Genomic DNA, 17,869 nt, shown 5'->3' on the forward strand with positions numbered 1-17,869 from the left:
TGCCTCAATTCAGAATTCGTGATTCAACCTGCACCGGTTTGTTCGCCCGCAGCATCAAGCCCAGCCCCACGAACAACACCGGCACCACCATCGAGAAGTGCCGGGCGAAAGAGCCGAAGTCCGGTTCGAACAACCCTTGCACCAGCAGAAACGCCAGCGGAATCGCGATCAGTTCCTTGGGTTTGGTCTGGATCGGCGCGCCTTTGTAGTCGGTCGAGGTGATGACTTTGAACAGCAGCAGCGCTGTCATGATCATCAACGCCACGAAGATCACCTGACCCGGGCCGGACAGCAGAATCAGCTCCACCGGGAAGGATAAGCGGAAGAAGATGATCATCGAGTCCAGCGCTTGCGAAACGAAGTCGCTACCGGTGAGCCACGAGACGATCAAGGATTTGGAGCCCTCCTCGCCCGCCGTGCGCAGTTCGTTGTTGCTGGCGCGAATCGACGACACCGGAAACCCCAAAGCGACCTGAATCGCCATGGCCACGGCCAGATAAAACAGGAATAACATCAAGAAAAAGGTCGTGCGCGACACATACTTTTTCATCACGCAGACACCGATCCACGACAGCGAAAACAGAATCCAGTAAGGCCGGATCAGCACGCCATAGATCACCGCCGAGAGGAAAAAGCCGCCGCGATATTTGCGCGTCAGCGAGCTGAGCAAAATGCTCAACACCGCCACCGACACGATGATTTCCTTGGTCAGGTTCTCCAGGAAAAACGAGCGCACGATGCCCCACAGACACAAGGTGCCGAAGATCGCCAACGGCATGCGCCGAAACACCACCACCGGAATCGCCGTGAGGAAAAAGTTGCAGAACATGCCGTAGGCCCAGGCATTGGTCAGGTTGATCCCGGTGGGCCGCAGCAGGAACGCCGAACACTCGTAGGACGAGCGATCCGGCGAGAACGGGTTCCAGAAATTGCAGTTGTCGGCACGGGCGTAAGACGACCACAAGGTCATCGCATCCGGGCCCGGATCACGGGGGATCAGCAGCGGCATCGCCACCGACAGAAACAGCCCGGTGAAGAGGATCAGGAACGACACATACGAATCGAGTCGCTTGCCACGAAACTCGATGCACGGCAGTTTCAGGCCCATGACAACGCAGCCTTTTTCGCAGCGGTTGCGCGGGTCAGCACGGCAATCACCACGAGCTGCACGATGATCGCGAAGACGTTGCCCCACGCCGCGCCATAAATCGAATAGTGCTTGATCAACAGATAGCTGACCGGCACCGAAATCAACAAACAAATGGCCGCGCTAGCCAGTGACACCCGGCTGTTTTTCGAAGCAATCAGACCGCCCCAGACAATGTCGCCAATCGCGCGCAAGGCGAAGGAAAAAATCAGCACACCGAGAATGGCGTTGTCCGGACGCGGCACGCTGGTGGCGACGTAATCGAGCACGACGTTGAAGAACAGATAGATCGCCACCGCCACCGCCGCCGACACCACCAGCGAGCGCATCACCCACTTGTTGACGAACAACTGCTTGACCGTGAACGCCTGCTGATCAGCTTGAAAACGCTTGGCCAGCACCGGAATCCCGACCACCGCCACCACCGCGTACGACAACGCTTGCAAGGTGTTCGCCGCCGACCATGCGTACACGTATTTACCGAGGCTGGCGTAGGGTTCCAGGTCGATGATCAGAAAGCGCTCGGCGTACTGACTCAACGCGATCAGCCCGGTGCCGAGGTAGAACGGTAAGCCGGCCTTCCACACAGTGCCCGTCGCCAACGTGCCGCTTTCGCGGCCCTTGTGCACGTTCACCACAATCAGGTAACCGGCAATGATCACCAGCACATTGGCGGCGACCCACAGCCACAACACGCTGGCGATGCCCGACACCCAGCCGAGCATCATCCCGCCCACCGCCAGCACCGCCCACAGGCCGGTCTTGATGAAAAACAGCAGCGCGCCGGCGGTAGCTTTCTGCGCGGAAAACACGAACGAGTTGATCTCGAACGACAGGTGCTCAGTGAGCAACGCCAAAGTCACGCAGAGAATCAGCATGGCCGTCGCTGCAACCTGCTGGAACAGTGAATAAATCAGCACTGTCACCACCGACAGCAGCAATCCCACCGCCAGATACAGCAGCAGGACTTTGTCGACCACCCGGCGCGAACTGCCGCCGACGCTGATCAGCCGATTGATCTCGGAACTGAAACCGACGCTGTAGAACTTCGAGGCGATCAACGAGGCCGCGACCACCACGCCGTAAAAGCCCAGCGCCTCATAACCGAGGTAATGGGTGATCGCCAACACCAGCAAAAACTTCGCGCCTAACGCTCCGCCGCGAAGCAGCAGCCGAAATATCATCGAACGACACCCTTGATGATCTCGTCCATGGCCACGGTTTTCGCTTCGATTTCCCGGCAGGTGTCGGTCAGGCGTTTGCCGAAATTCGACAGCGCGTTGGGCGCATATACCGTGTCGATGATCTTATCGACATCGATGTCGCCGCCATTGATCACCCAGTCCTCGACGCCCATGTCCTGATAGGCGCCAAAGCCTTTGCGCTCGTAGCTGATGTGGTACGCCGGCACGCCGGAGAGCAGCGATTCGATGGCGCCGTGCAAGCGCACGGAAATCACCAGGTCCGGTTGATACTTGGCAATCGTCGCCTTCAACGACAGCAGGTCTTCAGTGATGCCCAACTCGCGATAGAACGCGCCGTCATCGTTGCCGCGCACCGCGCTCTGCACCGCGCAGACCACTTTGCTTTTTTGCTTCAGGCGCTGCAGCAGCAACTTCAGGTTGGCAACGTAAGCGACTTTCTTGTCTTTGCTCCACTCCGGCGGCTTGCGCAGCACCACGCAAACCGTGGCCGGCGAAGCGGCGCAGCGGGTGAATTTTGGCTGCAGGAGGATCTTGCTCGCCAGCGACTGCACCGCCAGATCCGGTGCGCGATAGACGTTTTCGCAGGCGTCGAAAATCGCCGAGGAGCGATTGTCGCGCACGAACACCGCATCAGCGCTGGCGTAGTGCTCGACAATCTTGCTGCTCTCGCCATGGAACGGGCCGATGCTTTGCGGCAAGTACACCGACGGCACTTTGCTGAGGATCGCGGTTTCCAGTTGTTTGGCGTGGCCGAGTTTCAACTTGACGTGTTCGAAGGCACTTTTCGAGCGCATATAGCCGCCACCGACGCCGACGATCAGATCGGTTTTTTTCAACAGATCCGCCAGCCCGGCGTAGGACTGGTTGAGAAACACCGCTTGTTTGACCCGCCCAAGGCCTTTGGCCGCCATCACCGGCGCATCGAAACGCGGGTGCGGCAAGTAGCTGAAAGAGTCCGGGTCGGAAGCCACCACACTGATCGCGGTGTCTTCGCCAAAGTTGCGCTGCACCAGGGCGATGGCCAGATCGACGAGCAGGCCGTCACCGGAGTTGGACGCACTGTAGCCATGCAAAATCGTTACGTTCATATGCTTGAGTTCTACTTAAAAAGTGGGAGCGCGATACAGGTCGTAGGTCTGGCGAATCATCAACGCAGCGCTGAAACGCTCGCGGACGATGCTGCGCCCTTCGTTGCCGAGGTCGAGCAGGCGCGGCTTCTGGATTTTTTTCAGCACGTCGGCCAGCGCCTGGTAATCACCGGACGGGAAGACGTAGCCGGACACCTCGTTGGTGACCAACTCGGGCAGCGAGGTGCAGTTGCTGGCGATCACCGGCAAGCCCATGGCCATGCCTTCCAGCGGCACCATGGCAAACCCTTCCCAGCGACTCGGCACGATCAGCGCATCGGATTGTTGATACAGCGCCTGCACTTCGCTCGGGGTGACCCACGGCAGGTACTCGACGCCGTCCATTGGCGGGCACTCGACCGCGTCCTCGTTGACGGCGCTACCGACCACGGTCAGCTTCATATCGCTGCGCTGAACCTTGGCGTAGGCCTTGAGCAGCACGTCGAAGCCTTTCTGATAATCGAGGCGACCGACGAACAGCAGATGAATCGGCGCAGGGCTGTCAGCCTTCGGCGCGTCATCGCGGTGATGAATGCCGTTATAGATGAGCTTCATGCGCTTGCGCTCGATGCCAAAACGCGCGGCTTTGTCGAGCTCGTACTGGCTGACGCAAATGATCACGTCGGTGACTTTCTGCAGCACTCGCTCGATCCACGCATAGACTTTCTGCTTGATCGGCGAGCTTTCCATCAAGAACGAAAACGCATGCGGGCAGTAAACGATTTTCGGCTTGCGCCACGGTCGCAACAGCACGCACACGCAACGGCCGATGACCCCGGAAAAGGTGCTGTGCAAATGCACCACATCGGGTTTTTCCTTGAGCATCACCTGCGTCAGGCGCCAGGCGAAACGCAGCAACGACGGCACGTTGCGCCCGGTGCGAGGGAAGGTGCGGATCTGTTGCGCGCCAATGCCGTGCAACTCTTTGGCCTGATCCTCCGGCACCAGATACACCAGTTCGTAGTTCGCCGCATCGCCTTCCGGTGAAGCCGAAATCGTACGGATAACGGTCGCGACGCCACCTTTGATCGTCTCTGCCACGTGCAGTATTTTCTTCACAAATCACCCACTTCAAACAGGAAAAAACAGTCGCTGACAGTCAGGATTTGTCGGACGCGTATTCGTAGTTGTAATAGCCGTAACCGCCGTTGCCGTAGTAGCTGGCCGCACGCTTCTCGACGCCGTTGAACACCGCGCCTTTCAACTCGATGCCGTTCTGCGCGAAGCGGCGAATGGTCAGTTCGATCTCCTTGGCCGGGTTCACCCCGAAGCGCGTGACGATCAGGCTGATCCCGGCTTCACGGCCAACGATGGCCGCATCGGTCACCGCCAACAGCGGCGGCGTATCGATGATCACCAGGTCGTAGCGCTCACTCAGTTCGGCGAGCAAATCGCGGAAGTTGGCGTGCATCAACAGCTCGGAAGGATTCGGCGGCACCTGGCCGCGACTGATGAAGTGCAGGTTGTCGATTTCGACTTTGTTGATCGCCTGATCGATGCTGCAGCGCTTGACCAGCAGGTCGGACAAGCCGTTGGTGATCGGCGTGTTGAGGGTTTTATGCAGGTGGCCTTTGCGCATGTCGGCATCGATCAGCACCACGCGCTGACCGCTCAACGCCATGACCGCGGCGAGGTTGGACGAGACAAAGGTCTTGCCGACTTGCGGGCTCGGCCCGGAAATCATGATGCGGTTGTTGGTCGAATCGAGCCCGGCAAAGTGCAGGCAAGTGCGCAGGCTGCGGATCGATTCGATCGACAGATCCGTGGGATTACGCAGGGCCAGCAAGTACGCCGGCTTATCGACGCCGTCGCGGGCGCGACCTTTTTTGTTGTCTTCTTCATCTTGCAAGGCGCTGTACGGAATCGACGCATACACCGGCAAGCCGAGTTGTTCGATGGCTTCCGGGCCTTCAAGGCCACGGCTCAGGGATTTGCGCAGCAGCACCAGCGCCACCCCAACGAAGGCACCGAGGAAGGTGGCGATCAGCACGATCAGGGCTTTTTTCGGTTTGACCGGGCTGGTCAGGTCGACATCCGCCGCATCGACCAAACGCACATTACCCACGGCGCCGGCGCGGACGATGTCCAGCTCCTGGGATTTGTTCAGCAACTGCGTGTAGATCTGCGAGGCGACTTCGACATCGCGGGTCAAGTTGAGCAATTCCTGCTGTGTCGCGGGCAGATCGCCGACCTTGCCTTCCAGCGACTTCTGTTGCTGGGTCAGTTCGCCGATCTGGCTCATCAACGCGCGATAGGCCGGGTGCTGTTTGGTGAACTTGCGATCCATCTCCGCCTGCTGCATTTTCAGCTCGGAAATCCGTGTTTCCAGCGCCACCGACTGACCGAGTACCGACTGGGTTTCCAGGGAGATGTTCACGGTTTTGCCGTGGGTCTGGTAGGCGTTCAGCGCATCGCTGGCCTTGGCCAGATCACGTTTGACCTGCGGCAACTGGCTTTGCAGGAAGGCCAGACTCTGCGCCGCTTCCGCCGAGGTGCGACGCACGTTCTGATCGACATAAAGTGCGGCGATCTTGTTGAGAATCTTCACCGCTTCAGCGGCGTCGCTGCTGGCCAGCGCCAGTTTGATAATCCCCGATTCCTTGCCCTGCTCGGAGATATCCAGCGCGTCCTGATAACCCTGAATGGTCACGATTCGTGGGTTGCGCACCACTTCGAAACGGGTGCCGGGGTTGGCCTGCAGTTGGGTGATCTGCCCTTCTACGCCGTCTTGTGCGAAGGCTTCACCGGCGACGCCGTCGACCAGCAGGTTGTCGTTGTCATCGAGCAACTGGAAGTGCTTCTGTTCGCCAGCGATCAGGGTGAGTTTCTTGCCCAGCAGTTCTTTCGGCAGGTTCAGTCGGGCAAACTCCAGACGCTCACCGCCCCAGGCGTAACTGTTCAAGCCGAAACGCGGCGCGGCGACGCTGGTCTCGGTTTCACCGCGATAACGCCGGGCGAGAAAACCGCCAATCATCGGGAAGGTGTTGGGGGTGACATCGATGTCCAGGCGCAGGTCGTCGACGGTTTTGCCGATCACCGCGCGGGATTTGATGATGCCGATTTCGGTCACCGACGGCGATTGCCCACCGAGCATGCTGTTGAGGTCGGAGAAACCGAGCATGTCGTTCTTTTTCGGTTCGACCTGCACCAGCGCGTTCGCCAGGTACACGGGCGTGGCCAACACCGCGTAGGCCACACCGGTGACCATAAAGGCTCCGGTCAGTGCGCCGATCAACCATTTCTGGTCGATCAAACTGCCGAATATACCGAGCAGATCAATACTGTCTTGATCATTGTCGCGGGTGCCGATTACGGACGGTAACTGCATAAGTCTGTTCTTACCATTCATTGATCTGAAGAATATTCATCAACGCGCGAGGCGTTGTGCCCATGAGCTGACAGCATCTTCAATCAATGCATGGGCATGAATAAAAGCGGCCTTGCCTTGACGATACGGATCTTGTATTTCGCGCTCGCTCTGCCACTTGCCGAGCAGAAACACTTTACCTCTGGCGTGAGAGGCAATGTTCAGCACTTGATTTACATGCTGCTTTTCCATCACCAGAATCAAATCCGATTCATTGACGATGTCGGCTGTGAGTTGCCGCGCTTTGAACGTTTCGGCACTGTGCCCGTGATCTTCGAGGACCTGCCGGGCCGACGCCTCGACACCTTCGCCGACCCGTGCGGCAAGGCCTGCAGACGTCACGGTAATCGCCGAGGAGGCCAACGCATTGCGCAATAACAGCTCTGCCGTCGGACTTCTGCATATATTGCCAACGCAGACGACTAGGATCTTTCTGAACAAGGTTTTACTTTCCTGTGTAATGTCAAACGGCCAACATCCAGAGAGCATTTGAGTGAACCCTCAAGAACTTCCTGTACTCAGAAATAGATTCGCCCTGTTAGTACCGAAGCATTAAGTACCACAGCGTTTAAAAGCACCCCAACCACAATTAACGGACTAAAAATAACTGTGATTTTCGGCTGTTTGATTTCCGACAAAAAATAACATTCGCGCACTAAGTGCCATCATCTTGTTCGAAAACGGGGTAACGAGATCAATATTCGTAGTTGTCACTTCTCTTCGGGAGAGCAGACATGAAATCAGCACATCTCAAACGACTCGGCGCGCTGGCGCTGATGACACTGGGTGCAACGACTCAACTTCACGCCAGTGAAACGTTCCCCAATCTCCCTGCAAAGAACATCGGCGTTCAGGTGAAGATTCAGAACTTCTCCGCCGCCGATGCTGCGCAGATCAAAACGGCTGGCTTCGGCTTTGTACGCTTCGGTGTGTGGAGCGACAGCCTGACGGCCAAGGCTTATCAGCAACAAGTCAGTGACGCTTTTGCCGCGGCCAGGTCGGCGGGCCTGCCGGTTCTGCTGACGGTTCGCGCCATCAAACCGTTGCCCGCCGGGTCTGCTGCCGATCTGGCGACGGCCGGTGAAGGCTTTGCCAAAGCAGTGACGGGGTTGCAACAGTCGTACAGCGCGCAACTGGTGGCGATCGAACTATGGAATGAACCCGATCTGGAAACCTATTGGCCGACGGGCAAGTTCGACACCACGTTTGTGCCGTTCATGAGCGCCGTATGCAAGACGCTGCAAGGACAACCGTCATCGACGCCGGTGGTCGGTTACGGCTTCGCCCGGCCACCCAGCGCAGGTTCGGCCTCCACCGTGGCACTGAGCCGTATCGTCAGCGAATACCCGAAATGCCTGAATGCCGTGTCCTATCACCCGTATGGCATGACGGCCACGCAGATCAGCAATGCGCAGGCATTCATTCAGCAGAACTTTCATCTGCCGGGGGTCATCAGTGAATGGGGCATCTCGGCACTCGCGTCCAATGGCGGTGCCGAAGGTCAGGCGAGCAAGATCAACGCGTTTATCGGCGATGTTAAAAAACTCAACATCCCGCTGACGTCCATCTATGAATGGAAGAACAGCGCTTCGGGCAGCAATGAACGCGAGAAGAACTTCGGCCTGCTGACGTCCGATGGGCAACCCAAACCGGCGCGAATGTCGGTCGAAACCCTGCTGAACGCCCAATAGCGCTTGTGCAACCGATCTATACGCAGGTCGGTTGCTTTGAACCTGTTGGTCGTTTTGGCATCGTATTCATCGATAGCGCGCCCCGCCTTTCAAACAATTGTTTTCAGGTTGTTGCCGCAGGGGCCATCGATACACGCACACGCCCTTGAGTGACCGCCAACGCTCGGGTAATGTCATCAGACCCATAGGATAGAGCACGCCCATGACTTCCAAGCTGGAACAACTCAAACAGTTCACCACCGTTGTTGCCGACACTGGCGACTTCGAAGCGATCTCCCGGGTCAAGCCGGTAGACGCCACCACCAACCCTTCCCTGCTACTCAAAGCCGCGGCGATTCCGGCCTATGCCGAGCTGCTGAATGCTTGCGTCAGCGACTGCAAGGGCGATGTCGGCCTGGCCAGCGACCGTTTCGGCGTCGCGGTAGGTCAGGAAATTCTCAAAGTGATTCCGGGCCGTATCTCCACTGAAGTGGATGCGCGCCTGTCGTTCGACAAGGATGCCGTGCTGAAACGCGCGCATCGCCTGATCGAGCTGTACGACAAGGCCGGCATTGGCCGTGATCGCGTACTGATCAAGATCGCCTCCACCTGGGAAGGCATCCGCGCCGCCGAAGTGCTGGAGAAGGAAGGCATCCAGACCAACCTGACCCTGCTGTTCTCCTTCGCCCAGGCCGCTGCATGCGCCGATGCCGGCGTGTTCCTGATTTCGCCGTTCGTGGGCCGCATCTACGACTGGTACAAGAAGGCCAACGGCAACGACTACACCGGCGCCGATGACCCGGGCGTGCAGTCGGTGACGCGCATCTACAACTACTACAAAGCCAATGACTACAAGACTGTGGTCATGGGCGCGAGCTTCCGCAACCTCAACCAGATCGAGCAACTGGCCGGTTGCGACCGCCTGACCATCAGCCCGGACCTGATCGACAAGCTGGCAGCCGATACCGGCAAGCTGGAACGCAAACTGGCGCCGGGACATGCCGGTGAAGCGCGTCTGAGCCTCAACGAGGCGCAATTCCGCTGGTTGTCCAACGAAGACGCGATGGCCACCGAGAAGCTGGCTGAGGGCATTCGTCAGTTCGCTCGCGACCAGGAGAAGCTTGAGGCGTTGTTGCAAGCCAAGCTGTGATTTGAGTTGGTGAAATGCAAAAAGGGCGAACCTGTGAGGGTTCGCCCTTTTTAGTGGCTGCTGGAAATATTCGGTGTTCTTGCCGAAGCTATCGCGAGCAGGCTCACTCCTACAGGGGATCTGTGGAGTGATTGCGATTGTGTGTTGAATGAAGAACCCTGTAGAAGTGAGCCTGCTCGCGATAGGGCCAGCAGCCCCTACCCCATTTCAGGCCATTAATGTCTTTCGAGGGCATTCACCAGGTCATGGAACGCCTCACGATTGGAATCGTTCAGGCCCATGAGGATCTTGTGCGCTTCGAGCACCTTGATCCGCACCACTTCTTCCGACTGGTCCTGATCCGGCAGGTCGTCCAGGCACTCGGGGCATGGCACCGGGTGATTGACGATGTTGAACACCTGCTCGAATCCCATCGATTGCAGCAGACGAGTGATGTCATCGTGGGTGGTGACGACGGTCGGCAACAGCCCGACCTTCTGCCGCGACAGGATCGACAGTTTGGCCAGCAGGCCCAATGTCGTGCTGTCGATGCTGCGGGTTTCGGTCAAATCGATCACGATCGCGTTGAAATTCAGCGCGGTGAAGATTTTCTCAATAGTCGCATCCAACGCCGAACACAGGGTCAGGCGAACTTCACCGACGAACTTCAGGACGAAGGTGCCGTCCTGCTCGGCGAACTGGATTCTACCGGTACTCATTAAAGATTCCTGCTCAACACCAACAGGGCGATATCATCCGGCATCTCCCCTAGCGTGGCCAATCCAAACACTTGCCGCAGACCATCCAGGCTGCCGCCCGCCGACTTCACCCGTTGAGGCAAAGCGGCTTCTTTTTCTTTGAGCGTAGGTTCTGGCAAAAGATCCAGAATGCCATCGGACATCAGCGTCAGGCTGAACGTCGGCGGCAGCTCAAGCACGTGATCTTCGTAGGTGGCTTCATTGAAGAGCCCCACCGGCAGACCACGTCCTTCCAGATAACGAACACTGTCAGGCGTGTACAACACAGGCAACGGCAGATGGCCGCCGATGCTATAGGTCAACAAACCGGTCTCCTCGTCGATGACTCCACCGACCATTGTGACGTGTTTACCCAGCTTACAACTGATCAGCCCCCGGTTGATATGACCAAGGACTTCCGAAGGCTTGAATTCCGGCAATGTGCCGTTGCGCTTGGATTCAAACAGCAAGCGCGTGGTCATGAACTTCAGCAGTACGGTGACGAAGGCTGAAGAGGCGCCATGCCCGGATACATCCGCCAGGTAGAATGCGACCCGGCGCTCGTCGACACGGAAGTAGTCGACAAAATCACCCGACAGGTACAACGACGGGATGATCTGGTGGGCAAACTTGAACTCGTCGATGCTCCACGGACTTTCCGGCAGCATGTTCATTTGCACCTGGCGACCGGCGTTCTGGTCTTCCTGGAGCAGGTTCAGGCTGGCCTCAAGCTCGCGGTTGGCCTTTTCCAGCTTCTCGCGGTAGCGCTGGTTCTCCAGCAGCAGACGCGCACGATCCAGGGCCCGGCGCACAGAGTGCTCGAGCACAGCCAGATCTTCGAGAGGCTTGATCAGATAATCCGCTGCGCCCAGGCGCAGGGCTTCGACCGCGTCGTTCATCACGCCGGCACCCGAGACCACGATCACCGGTGTCTGCGGTGAGAGTTCGGTGACCTGACGGATGAGTTCGAGACCGCCCATCTGCGGCATGCGCAGATCGCAGATGACCAGGTCGGGCGTGTCTTGCTCGAATACCTGAAGACCCTGTTGGCCGTTGCTGGCCTGCAGGACGCTGAAACCACTGTCTTCCAAATAGGCCGCGAGGCTCGCGCGCACTACTTCGTCATCATCGATTATCAGCAGCGTGGCACTGGTTTTTGGCATGTGGGCAAACGGCGCCAGAATTAGGTTGGCGTAGTTGGCGGAGCTTAATGGCCCTGCACTGACTACTGGATTCGCTTTCTAGCCTCTCTGCTGCACCGCTTTCGGGCATAGGCCTTGAACGCGGTTGCACCAGAGGTGCCCTTCTAAGGCGCAGACGGTACTCCCATCCGCAGAGCGTTTCAAGCATGCGCCGATGGTCGCTTGACGACTTTACTTGTCAAATCACCGAGAGTTATAAGAACAGCTCAAACCGTAACCCAATGGAAGGACGAACCTATGAGTCAAACCGGTCGGGACTACAGCGAAAAGCGCGATTTCATCCGCATGCGGGTCGATGCCGATGTCGTGTTGATTCATGAAGGAGATGAAGTTTCAGGCGCTTGCATCGACCTCTCCAGCAGCGGCATGCAGGTCGAAGCGCCGCAGCTCTTTGCGGTCGGCGACCGATTGAGCGTACGCATCGACTCCGATCACGCGGCACTCAGCGGCCTTGAAGCTGACACCGAAGTGGTCTGGGTCCGGGCACAGGACGGCGGCGGCCAGAAGCTCGGCCTGATCATTGTAAAGATGAAATAGCTACACACAAAAAAGGCGACCCGAAGGTCGCCTTTCTTTTTACCGGTCGAGATTAAAAATCGTCTTCGACCTGGCCATCCTTCACCTTGAACTCGCGGTTCTGCAGGTAAGCATTGCGGATGAAGGTGTACTTATCGCCGCTGATCAGCTTCTCGCTCGACAGCAGGCTGGCGCGGGTGTCGACGATGTTCAGACCGAAGATCGAGTTACGCGTAGGTACGTGGTCGATGTAGCGGTACATGCCGGTGTAGCTGTCGACGTATTTCGACGGCGCATCACGCAGAGTGCTCGGGCCCATCAGCGGCAGCATCACGTACGGACCGCTGCCCACACCCCAGTAGCCCAGAGTCTGGCCGAAGTCTTCGTCGCTGCGATTCAGGCCCATCTTGGTGCCGACGTCGAAGAAGCCGAGCAGACCGAACGTGGTGTTGAAGATCAGACGTGCGGTGTCGACGCCAGCAGCAGCCGGTTTACCCTGCAAAACGTTGTTCGCCAGGTTGGTGACGTCACCAACGTTGCGGAACATGTTGTGAATGCCGTCTTCCAGAAACTGCGGAGTAACGAACTCGTAACCCTGCGCAAGAGGCTTCAGCGCGTAAGTGTCAACGAAGTCATTGAACTGGAAAATCGGGCGGTTGACGCTTTCCCAAGGGTCTTCTTCTGTTGCCGCCTGAGTGGCGAACGGCGCCAGCAACAGGCCGGCACATACACTTAGCTGAGCGAGCGGATAGCTCCAGCGCATAGAAAAACTCCTTGGATTTGTACTGTCGCGGACATCGGGGCCCGGGCATTAAGGTCGCTAGTATAAGCGTAAACGCCGGTTTGGACAGTCGGCCAATTGTGCAAAGTTGTAGGACGCTTCCCACGCCGCGCTTCACATAGCCGTCACGCTACTGTCACCTGCAATGACTAGCCTTATCGGTATTTCAGGGACGCTGCCATGACTCACGCCGAAACCTTGCCCCTCACTGCGTCCAGCCTGACCGCCGTACTGTTTGGACTCAGCGGTTGTCTGGTGGATTTCGGTGCTCGCGCTCGTCTAAATACCGTCGCCCGGCCCGAATATGCCGAGGCCACGCCGGGCGCGCTCGACAGTCTGCACAGTTTGCAGCGCCAGCAGATTCCCTGTGCTTGGCTGGATGAACTGCCCCCTGCCCTCGCCCAATCGTTGTCGGCCTCACTGCCGGCGTCAATCAAACCTGCGCAACATTCGGCAACACTCAATCCGTGGCCTGCGCCGAATGCCTGCTGGCAAGCCCTGATGGAGTTGAACGTCGCCAGTCTGGACGGCTGCGTATTGGTCAGCGGTGAGCCGCGGCTGTTGCAGGCTGGCCTGAATGCCGGGCTGTGGACCATCGGCCTGGCCTCCTGCGGCTCGCTGTGTGGCCTGGCGCCAGGTGAATGGCAAGCCTTGAGCCAGAAAGAACGCGAACACCTGCGTGGCAAGGCCACCGTGCAACTCTTCGGGCTGGGCGTGCATTCGGTGATCGATCATCTGGGCGAACTCGACACTTGCCTGGCGGATATCAGCTTGCGCCGGTTCAAAGGCGAAAAGCCCTGATCGGGATCATGCAGGTTTGCCGGGAGTGGATTAATCTAAAGGTCAGCCATAGACCTTTGGCGCGCGGCTGCGGTCAATGCCAGTGCCTATTGATAAAAGGAAACCACCATGCCCGCCCAAGAACTGCAAAAACAGCTCGATACCCTGCGCGAGCAGCTGGAGCAGAATCCGCCGCTGTCGGAAGTCGAACGTGAAGACCTGCATGCGCTGATGGCGCAGATTGAATCCGAAATTCAACTGGAGACTGCCACACAAGACGCCAGCATCGCTGACGGCGTCAATCTGGCGGTTGATCGCTTTGAACTCGAACACCCGGCCATTGCCGGCACCTTGCGCAACATCGTCAACGCGCTGGGCAGCATGGGGATCTGACTCCCCCCGAAACACAAAAAGCCCTGCCATCACTGGCAGGGCTTTTTCATTTCAACTTTGGCAATGCATTCCCCTGTAGGAGTGAGCCTGCTCGCGATAGCGGTGTGTCAGTTAACATCATCGTCTGCTGACACACCGCTATCGCGAGCAGGCTCACTCCTACAGTTGATCTTTATTGACGCACGAGCCGGTGGTTCGGCAGCTGTACGCTTTCGGTGCTGCGATACGGGTTGATATCCAGGCCACCGCGACGCACGTAACGGGCAAACACCGTGAGTTTCTCAGGTTTCAACAAGCGCTGCAGATCGAGGAAAATCCGCTCCACACACTGCTCATGGAAGTCCGAGTGCTGGCGGAAGCTGACGATGTATTCGAGCAGACTCGCATGATCCAGCGCCGAACCACGGTACTCCACCACAACGCTGCCCCAGTCCGGCTGACTGGTGACCGGGCAGTTGGATTTGAGCAGATGGCTATACACCGTCTCCTCGACAATCCGCGAATCATCGCAACGCAGCAATTCCGGGCGCGGATGTTCATAGTTGCTGACGCTGATATCCAGATCGTCGATGCATACGCCCGGCAACGCCACAACGCCTTCCGATTCAACGTCCTTCAGGCTGCGAACGCGCACCCCCACCGGTTTGCCGGCGGCGGCCGACAAATCCTTGATCAGGGTCGCTTCCAGGGTCGCGATGTCGGCAAATGCCGTTTGATTCAACGAGTTCAGATACAACTTGAACGACTTCGACTCGATGATATTCGGCGAATCCGCCGGGATGCTGAATTCGCCGATTGCCACCACCGGTTTGCCGGATGGCAGCAGCCACGACAACTCGAAGCAGTTCCAGTAATCCACACCTTTATACGGCAGGGTTTCGGCGGTCAGGCCCAGCTCGGCCCATTTCGCGGTGCGCGGAATCGGGAACAGCAGGGACGGCGTGTAAGTGGCGATGTATTCGCTGGATTTGCCCAGCGGCGAATGTTCGGCTGCGGGATGCATGGCGGAAACCTGACTGAATAATCAGCGGATTCTACCAGCCTTTGCCCGCGCCTTTGAGTGCTTACTGACTGACCGTCAGTTTGCCGACCATACCCGCCTGATAATGCCCGGGAATATTGCAGGCAAATTCCAGACTGGTGGCCTTACTGAAGGTCCAGGTCAGCTCGGCGGTTTTACCTGGCTCGACCAACACGCTGTTCGGATCATCGTGCTTCATGCCATGGCCCATCGCTGCGTGATCCATGCCGGCCATATCGTGGGACATTTCCTTCATGCCGGTAGGCGTAAGCATGCCGCTTTGCTGCATCTGCAACATTTCCTGCTGGTGTTTGGCGTGCATCGCCGCGTCACCGAGGTTGAATTCGTGCAACAACTGGCCTTTATTCACCAAGACAAAACGAACGGTCTCACCGGCCTTGATCTGAATGGCCTTGGGATCGAAGGACATATCGTTTAGCACCACTTCAATGCTGCGTGTGGCTTGGGCGGCAGGCGCTGGCTGGCCGAAATCGTAGGTGTGCGCTGGCGCGGCCCACACTGGCGAACCGAGTGCCAACAGGAAAGCTGCCAACGTCACGGATTGGCGTAAAAACATGGTCGTTCTCCAACAAGATAAGGTTCAGCTTATGGGAAACTTTAGCCGGCCTGCGCTGGCATCTACCTGACAGGCAGATTACAACTTTGTCAGGTTGGCGTTTGTCGCCTGCGCTCACGGTATAAAGCTTTCGTTTCTACACCCCCGAACAAACCCGAGTCGCCCATGAAACTGTTGATCGTCGAAGACCAAGCGAAAACCGGCCAATACCTGCGCCAGGGCCTGACCGAGGCCGGGTTCAATACGGAACTGGTGGCCGACGGCAACAGCGGTCAGCAACTGGCGCTGAGCGGTGATTACGCGCTGCTGATCCTCGACGTGATGCTGCCCGGTCGCAGCGGCTGGCAGATTCTGCAAGCGGTGCGCAGCGCCGGACTGGATACGCCGGTACTTTTTCTAACGGCCAAAGACGCCGTGGAAGACAGGGTTCATGGCCTCGAACTCGGTGCCGACGACTATCTGGTCAAGCCCTTCGCTTTCTCCGAACTGCTGGCGCGGGTGCGCAGCCTGTTGCGTCGTGGCAGCGCTACAACCCAGGAAACCAGTCTGCAACTGGCCGATCTGCGCCTGGATCTGATTCGCCGTCGGGTCGAACGCAGTGGCCAACGCATTGATCTCACCGCCAAGGAATTCGCGCTATTGGAAATGCTTCTGCGCCGTCAGGGTGAGGTGCTGCCGAAATCGCTGATCGCCTCACAGGTCTGGGACATGAATTTCGACAGCGACACCAATGTCATTGAAGTGGCGATCCGCCGTTTGCGCCTGAAAATCGACGACGAGTTCCCCAATAAACTGATCCACACCGTGCGCGGCATGGGTTACGTGCTCGAAGAGCGTGGCGCCTGATGCGTCGGCTGTCATTGAGCTCGCGCCTGGCCTTGTTGTTCGCCGCTTGCACCGCTGTGGTTTCACTGTTCGCCGGGGTGCTGTTCAACCGCGCCAGCGAAGCGCACTTCATTGAACTCGACCAGCAACAACTGGACGGCAAGCTGATCGGCCTGCGCCGCGCACTGCAGGATCTTCAGCCTGCTCAGCGTGAAGCGCGACTGGCGGATGAGCTGAGTCGTCAGGCCGATCTGTCGCTGCGCATTACCGGCACTGACGGCCAGCGCTGGTATGACAGTTCGACGCAAATCCCCAAGGATTTGCCGCAACAATCCGGCCTGTCGACCATAAGCCATGACGGCACCGATTACCGCGTGCTCAACGCCCCGCTCTACCCGGACAAAGCCGATTCCCCGCAACTGACCTTGCTGCTGGACATCACCCATCACCAGCATTTCCTGCAACGCATGCAGCATCTGATCTGGCTGACGGTCGGGCTGTCAGCGCTGGCCACCGCTTTGCTCGGTGCCTGGGCCGCACGCAGCGGCTTGCGGCCATTGCGACGCATGAGTGCAGTCGCCCGTGGGATCTCCGCTCAATCGTTGAATGCCCGACTGCCGGAAGCGCAAATGCCGACCGAGCTTGCGGAAATGGCCCACAGCTTCAACGCCATGCTCGCACGCCTCGACGACTCGTTTCAGCGGCTCTCGGCGTTTTCCGCCGACATCGCCCATGAACTGCGCACCCCACTGTCGAACCTGCTGACTCACACTCAGGTCACCCTCACCCGCCCACGGCCGATCGAGGATTATCGCGAAGCCCTGCACAGCAACCTCGAAGAGCTGCAATGGATGGCGCAACTGGTCAACGACATGTTGTACCTGGCCAAGGCCGATCACGGTTTGCTGATGCCCAAGCGTGAACCGCTGGAGCTGGCGGATGAAACGGATGTGCTTTTGGAGTTTTTTGCGCCGCTGGCGGAGGACGCCGGGGTCAAGCTGACGCGCGAGGGCCATGCGCGGATCGAGGGTGATCGCAGCATGTTGCGCCGGGCCTTGTCGAATTTGCTGGATAACGCGCTGCGCTTTACCCCCGCTGAGGGCTACGTGAGTTTGCGGATCGTTGATCAAGCGAGCGCTGTGCGTATTTCAGTCGAAAACAGTGGCGAGGGGATTTCAGCGCAGTTGCTACCACGCTTGTTCGACCGCTTTTATCGGGCTGATCCGGCGCGGCAGGAAGGCAGCAGTGAGCATGCGGGGTTGGGGTTGGCGATTACTCAGTCGATCGTTCGTGCCCATGGTGGGCAGATTCGTTGCGAATCGGAGGCGGGCTGGACGCGGTTTGTGATTGAGTTGCCTCGAACCTGATCGTTCCCACGCTCTGCGTGGGAAT

Annotated in this window: 18 protein-coding genes; 7 read left to right on the top strand and 11 right to left on the bottom strand. The window is 58.2% G+C overall.

Annotation, left to right across the window (positions count from 1 at the left end):
• Positions 1–4 precede the first annotated feature (4 nt).
• From CQ009_RS05625 to CQ009_RS05650, 6 genes are read right to left on the bottom strand one after another with little or no spacing between them, the layout of a single operon-like run.
• Positions 5–1,108, bottom strand: a complete 1,104-nt coding sequence (locus CQ009_RS05625; RefSeq protein ID WP_064392790.1) for a hypothetical protein — start codon at positions 1,106–1,108, stop codon at positions 5–7.
• A complete protein-coding gene (locus CQ009_RS05630) occupies positions 1,099–2,331 on the bottom strand; it encodes a phosphoribosylaminoimidazole carboxylase (RefSeq protein WP_105705151.1) in 1,233 nt (410 codons plus the stop codon). The genes CQ009_RS05625 and CQ009_RS05630 overlap by 10 nt, the downstream gene beginning before the upstream one ends.
• A complete protein-coding gene (locus tag CQ009_RS05635) occupies positions 2,328–3,440 on the bottom strand; it encodes a polysaccharide pyruvyl transferase family protein (RefSeq protein ID WP_064392793.1) in 1,113 nt (370 codons plus the stop codon). Before CQ009_RS05635 ends, CQ009_RS05630 begins: the two co-directional genes overlap by 4 nt.
• 15 nt (positions 3,441–3,455) lie before the next feature.
• Entirely contained in the window at positions 3,456–4,538 is a 1,083-nt protein-coding gene (locus tag CQ009_RS05640; protein WP_105705152.1) for a glycosyltransferase, read from the bottom strand.
• Positions 4,539–4,578: 40 nt separating this feature from the next.
• The gene (locus CQ009_RS05645; protein ID WP_105705153.1) at positions 4,579–6,807 is read right to left on the bottom strand and encodes a polysaccharide biosynthesis tyrosine autokinase; all 2,229 of its coding nucleotides are present in this window, start codon (positions 6,805–6,807) and stop codon (positions 4,579–4,581) included.
• Positions 6,808–6,846: 39 nt separating this feature from the next.
• A complete protein-coding gene (locus CQ009_RS05650; protein WP_064392799.1) occupies positions 6,847–7,287 on the bottom strand; it encodes a low molecular weight protein-tyrosine-phosphatase in 441 nt (146 codons plus the stop codon).
• Between the two features lie 293 nt (positions 7,288–7,580).
• On the opposite strand from CQ009_RS05650, the gene CQ009_RS05655 reads away from it, so the two are divergent.
• The gene (locus CQ009_RS05655) at positions 7,581–8,537 is read left to right on the top strand and encodes a cellulase family glycosylhydrolase (RefSeq protein WP_064392800.1); all 957 of its coding nucleotides are present in this window, start codon (positions 7,581–7,583) and stop codon (positions 8,535–8,537) included.
• 202 nt (positions 8,538–8,739) lie between these two features.
• A complete protein-coding gene (tal, locus tag CQ009_RS05660) occupies positions 8,740–9,666 on the top strand; it encodes a transaldolase (RefSeq protein WP_064392803.1) in 927 nt (308 codons plus the stop codon).
• Positions 9,667–9,881: 215 nt separating this feature from the next.
• Here tal and rssC read toward each other — a convergent pair whose 3' ends face one another.
• Positions 9,882–10,364 carry an anti-sigma factor antagonist RssC gene (gene rssC, locus CQ009_RS05665; protein WP_042560140.1) on the bottom strand — a complete coding sequence of 161 codons (483 nt, stop codon included), beginning with the start codon at positions 10,362–10,364 and terminating at the stop codon, positions 9,882–9,884.
• Positions 10,364–11,545, bottom strand: a complete 1,182-nt coding sequence (gene rssB, locus CQ009_RS05670) for a two-component system response regulator RssB (RefSeq protein WP_064392805.1) — start codon at positions 11,543–11,545, stop codon at positions 10,364–10,366. The genes rssC and rssB overlap by 1 nt, the downstream gene beginning before the upstream one ends.
• A gap of 276 nt (positions 11,546–11,821) precedes the next feature.
• On the opposite strand from rssB, the gene CQ009_RS05675 reads away from it, so the two are divergent.
• A complete protein-coding gene (locus CQ009_RS05675; RefSeq protein WP_105705154.1) occupies positions 11,822–12,121 on the top strand; it encodes a PilZ domain-containing protein in 300 nt (99 codons plus the stop codon).
• Between the two features lie 52 nt (positions 12,122–12,173).
• On the opposite strand, the gene CQ009_RS05680 is transcribed toward CQ009_RS05675, so the two are convergent.
• Entirely contained in the window at positions 12,174–12,863 is a 690-nt protein-coding gene (locus CQ009_RS05680) for a VacJ family lipoprotein (protein ID WP_064392808.1), read from the bottom strand.
• A gap of 198 nt (positions 12,864–13,061) precedes the next feature.
• Here CQ009_RS05680 and CQ009_RS05685 point away from each other — a divergent pair, with 198 nt between their 5' ends.
• Entirely contained in the window at positions 13,062–13,682 is a 621-nt protein-coding gene (locus CQ009_RS05685) for a phosphatase (RefSeq protein ID WP_105705155.1), read from the top strand.
• Between the two features lie 108 nt (positions 13,683–13,790).
• Positions 13,791–14,054, top strand: coding sequence for a DUF4404 family protein (locus tag CQ009_RS05690; protein ID WP_105705156.1), 264 nt, complete (start codon positions 13,791–13,793; stop codon positions 14,052–14,054).
• 172 nt (positions 14,055–14,226) lie between these two features.
• Here CQ009_RS05690 and queF read toward each other — a convergent pair whose 3' ends face one another.
• Both queF and CQ009_RS05700 read right to left on the bottom strand, forming a co-directional pair.
• On the bottom strand, positions 14,227–15,057 hold the full coding sequence (queF, locus tag CQ009_RS05695) for an NADPH-dependent 7-cyano-7-deazaguanine reductase QueF (protein ID WP_105705157.1): 831 nt from the start codon (positions 15,055–15,057) through the stop codon (positions 14,227–14,229).
• A gap of 61 nt (positions 15,058–15,118) precedes the next feature.
• Positions 15,119–15,652 (bottom strand): plastocyanin/azurin family copper-binding protein, encoded by a 534-nt coding sequence (locus CQ009_RS05700; protein WP_105705158.1) that lies wholly within the window; start codon positions 15,650–15,652, stop codon positions 15,119–15,121.
• Between the two features lie 165 nt (positions 15,653–15,817).
• Between CQ009_RS05700 and CQ009_RS05705 the strand changes: the two genes are divergently transcribed.
• Positions 15,818–16,498 carry a heavy metal response regulator transcription factor gene (locus CQ009_RS05705; RefSeq protein WP_064392816.1) on the top strand — a complete coding sequence of 227 codons (681 nt, stop codon included), beginning with the start codon at positions 15,818–15,820 and terminating at the stop codon, positions 16,496–16,498.
• Positions 16,498–17,844, top strand: coding sequence for a heavy metal sensor histidine kinase (locus CQ009_RS05710; RefSeq protein WP_105705159.1), 1,347 nt, complete (start codon positions 16,498–16,500; stop codon positions 17,842–17,844). Before CQ009_RS05705 ends, CQ009_RS05710 begins: the two co-directional genes overlap by 1 nt.
• Positions 17,845–17,869 lie beyond the last annotated feature (25 nt).

Source organism: Pseudomonas sp. MYb2 (assembly GCF_002979955.1).
In the GTDB taxonomy this organism is placed as follows: Bacteria; Pseudomonadota; Gammaproteobacteria; order Pseudomonadales; family Pseudomonadaceae; genus Aquipseudomonas.

What these genes read in the sequence shown, in the direction of transcription:
- CQ009_RS05625 (WP_064392790.1), bottom strand. Translation starts at nt 1,108, where the DNA reads ATGGGCCTGAAACTGCCGTGCATCGAGTTTCGTGGCAAGCGACTCGAT.
- CQ009_RS05630 (WP_105705151.1), bottom strand. Translation starts at nt 2,331, where the DNA reads ATGATATTTCGGCTGCTGCTTCGCGGCGGAGCGTTAGGCGCGAAGTTT.
- CQ009_RS05635 (WP_064392793.1), bottom strand. Translation starts at nt 3,440, where the DNA reads ATGAACGTAACGATTTTGCATGGCTACAGTGCGTCCAACTCCGGTGAC.
- CQ009_RS05645 (WP_105705153.1), bottom strand. Translation starts at nt 6,807, where the DNA reads ATGCAGTTACCGTCCGTAATCGGCACCCGCGACAATGATCAAGACAGT.
- CQ009_RS05655 (WP_064392800.1), top strand. Translation starts at nt 7,581, where the DNA reads ATGAAATCAGCACATCTCAAACGACTCGGCGCGCTGGCGCTGATGACA.
- tal (WP_064392803.1), top strand. Translation starts at nt 8,740, where the DNA reads ATGACTTCCAAGCTGGAACAACTCAAACAGTTCACCACCGTTGTTGCC.
- rssC (WP_042560140.1), bottom strand. Translation starts at nt 10,364, where the DNA reads ATGAGTACCGGTAGAATCCAGTTCGCCGAGCAGGACGGCACCTTCGTC.
- rssB (WP_064392805.1), bottom strand. Translation starts at nt 11,545, where the DNA reads ATGCCAAAAACCAGTGCCACGCTGCTGATAATCGATGATGACGAAGTA.
- CQ009_RS05675 (WP_105705154.1), top strand. Translation starts at nt 11,822, where the DNA reads ATGAGTCAAACCGGTCGGGACTACAGCGAAAAGCGCGATTTCATCCGC.
- CQ009_RS05680 (WP_064392808.1), bottom strand. Translation starts at nt 12,863, where the DNA reads ATGCGCTGGAGCTATCCGCTCGCTCAGCTAAGTGTATGTGCCGGCCTG.
- CQ009_RS05685 (WP_105705155.1), top strand. Translation starts at nt 13,062, where the DNA reads ATGACTCACGCCGAAACCTTGCCCCTCACTGCGTCCAGCCTGACCGCC.
- CQ009_RS05690 (WP_105705156.1), top strand. Translation starts at nt 13,791, where the DNA reads ATGCCCGCCCAAGAACTGCAAAAACAGCTCGATACCCTGCGCGAGCAG.
- queF (WP_105705157.1), bottom strand. Translation starts at nt 15,057, where the DNA reads ATGCATCCCGCAGCCGAACATTCGCCGCTGGGCAAATCCAGCGAATAC.
- CQ009_RS05700 (WP_105705158.1), bottom strand. Translation starts at nt 15,652, where the DNA reads ATGTTTTTACGCCAATCCGTGACGTTGGCAGCTTTCCTGTTGGCACTC.
- CQ009_RS05705 (WP_064392816.1), top strand. Translation starts at nt 15,818, where the DNA reads ATGAAACTGTTGATCGTCGAAGACCAAGCGAAAACCGGCCAATACCTG.
- CQ009_RS05710 (WP_105705159.1), top strand. Translation starts at nt 16,498, where the DNA reads ATGCGTCGGCTGTCATTGAGCTCGCGCCTGGCCTTGTTGTTCGCCGCT.